This window comes from Nocardioides sp., assembly GCF_004803405.1.
GTDB lineage: Bacteria > Actinomycetota > Actinomycetes > Propionibacteriales > Nocardioidaceae > Nocardioides > Nocardioides vastitatis.
Genome location: NZ_SSXI01000239.1, coordinates 1 through 2,194, shown reverse-complemented (window position 1 = coordinate 2,194; position 2,194 = coordinate 1). Strand labels below are relative to the sequence as shown.

The window sequence follows — 2,194 nt, the reverse complement described above, 5'->3', positions numbered from 1 at the left end:
CGGCGGTCCGGGGGCTCCGCCGCCGTGGCTGACCGGGCTGTTCGGCCTCGGCCGCCCGGAGCCCGTCCGTGGGCCGCGAGTGCGGCGCGGTGACGTCCGCTCGGCCATCCTCGACGTGCTGCGCGCCGCCGCGAAGCACGAGGAGTCTCCCAACGGCTACCAGGTGATCCAGCAGATCACGGAGCGCAGCGGTGGCGCGTGGAAGCCGAGTCCCGGCTCGGTCTACCCGACCGTCCAGCAGCTGCAGGACGAGGGCCTCGTCGAGCTCGACGAGACGCGCGGCCGGCGCGCCCTCCGGCTCACGCCGGACGGCGCGACCTACTGCGCCGAGCACGCCGAGGAGCTGGCTGCCGTCTGGGCACCCTTCGACCGTGGCCGCGAGCCCGGGGAAGCCGGTACTGAGGGAGGCTCTGGCGAGCACGCCGACCTGAGGGCCGAGATCGGCCAGGTGATGAGCGCGGTGTGGCAGATCGTGACCTCTGGCTCCGAGGGTCAGCGGCGGGCCGCCGTCGACGTACTGGTCGAGGCGCGCCGCAGGCTCTACGGCATCCTCGCCGACGGGCCGGCGCCCGACGGCGACGCCTGACGGGACGGCGACGCCTGACGGGACGGTGACCTCCTGATGGCAGGGTGACGGGACGCTCGCGCGGATAGGCTTCCGCGGGTGAGACCCGGCCGCCTTCCCCTCGTCATCGGCGGCGCGCTGTGTCTGGGCTGGCTCTCGCTCACGACCGGGTACGGCGCCGCGGCCGGCCTCGCGCCGTCCACCACGGTCGACCTGGGTGGCCAGGACCTGCCGGGCGGCGGGCTCGGGAGCACGGCCCCCGACCGTCCCACCCCACTCCAGCCCGGCCTCTGGGCCGACGTCCTCGGCGGCTCGACGACGAAGAACGCCCACCACTTCAGCTACCAGCGGCGGATCCAGAACAGCACGGTCCACGTCGGCGTCCTCGGCGCGCCGCAGACGGCGGAGAGCGACCTGGTGAGCGTGGCCGCAGCGGTGATCACTGACGGCGTCAGCGAGCCCTGCGGCAGCGCACAGGGCTCGTCGACCTACTCCGTCCCGCAGGCCGTGATCGGCGCGGAGGTGATCGTCGCCGCCGACGACCCCGATGACACCGAGTCCCCGTGCCTGAGGGCCGAGACGGTCCAGATCGTGGTGAGCCGCGGCTCCAGCAGCAACGTGTCGGAGATCCCGGTCGCGATCAAGGTCGTCGAGGAGGCCCCGGTCTCCGCGCCGGCCGGCCTGCCGCCGGCGGACGAGGAGGTCTCGTTCGACGTCCCCGAGCCGGGCACGCCGCGGGAGGCGCCCGGCGCGCCGTCGTTCGACGCCGCCCCGCAGCTCGACCCCAGCAGCGACGGCGTCACCGTCTCGACCAGGATCGAGGAGGGCACCGAGCAGCTCTGGCGGGTGGGGGTGCAATGGGGCCAGCAGCTCGTCGTACGCGCGACGGCGCCGGGCGTCGACCAGGCAGCCGTCGACGAGCTCGGCTGCTGCGGTGGGGTCCCGCTGCGGGTGCACCTGGTCGGACCGAGCCGCAGCACCTTCGCCCACAACAGCCTCGACACCAGCGAGTCGAACGAAGGCGCCTACGCCGTCGAGCCGGACGCTGTCGCTGATCTCGTCGCCGGCACGCCGCCGCTGCGCTACCTCAACCGGTACGACGACACGCGGCCCGTGCTGCCCGGCGACTACTGGATCGGGCTGTCGGCGGCGCCGGTCGACGAGAACGCCGACCGTGACCCGGTCGAGGTCCCGGTCGAGCTGACCGTCGCGGTCACCGGGCAGGTCGAGGGGGAGCCGTCGTACCAGCAGGCCGTCCTCTCGCCGAGCGGCGGACCGGGGCCGGGGGGCTACTCTCCCGAGCAGCCGTTCCTGGTCGCCGACGACACGTTCGCCGCTGTCGCGTCGGGGAACCCCGTCGTGCTCGACGCCGAGGGCAGCTGGCTCGACGGCCGGCGCTGGGCGGGGCTGGGCCTCGGCATCGCCAGCATCGCGTGCCTGGCCGGCGGCCTCTGGCGACTGCGCGCAGCCCGCTGACGGCCGCTAGATCAGGAGCAGTGCCAACGCGACGAGGAGCCCGACCGCCCCCATGGTCAGCAGCACGAGGGCGTCGACCGGGACCTTCCGCGCAGGAACCCGCCGAGTCGGCGCCACCTCCGGTTGGGTCGGTGCCGCGTTCGGCGGCGGTGG

2 protein-coding genes are annotated in these 2,194 nt (G+C 74.5%); both read left to right on the top strand.

What is annotated here, in order from left to right; translation table 11 throughout:
- Positions 1–586, top strand: a 586-nt coding sequence (locus tag E7Z54_RS17345; RefSeq protein ID WP_206056348.1) for a PadR family transcriptional regulator, incomplete at its 5' end; no start/stop codon positions are given.
- Between the two features lie 78 nt (positions 587–664).
- Positions 665–2,041, top strand: coding sequence for a hypothetical protein (locus E7Z54_RS17340; RefSeq protein WP_136435839.1), 1,377 nt, complete (start codon positions 665–667; stop codon positions 2,039–2,041).
- The last annotated feature ends 153 nt before the right edge of the window (positions 2,042–2,194 follow it).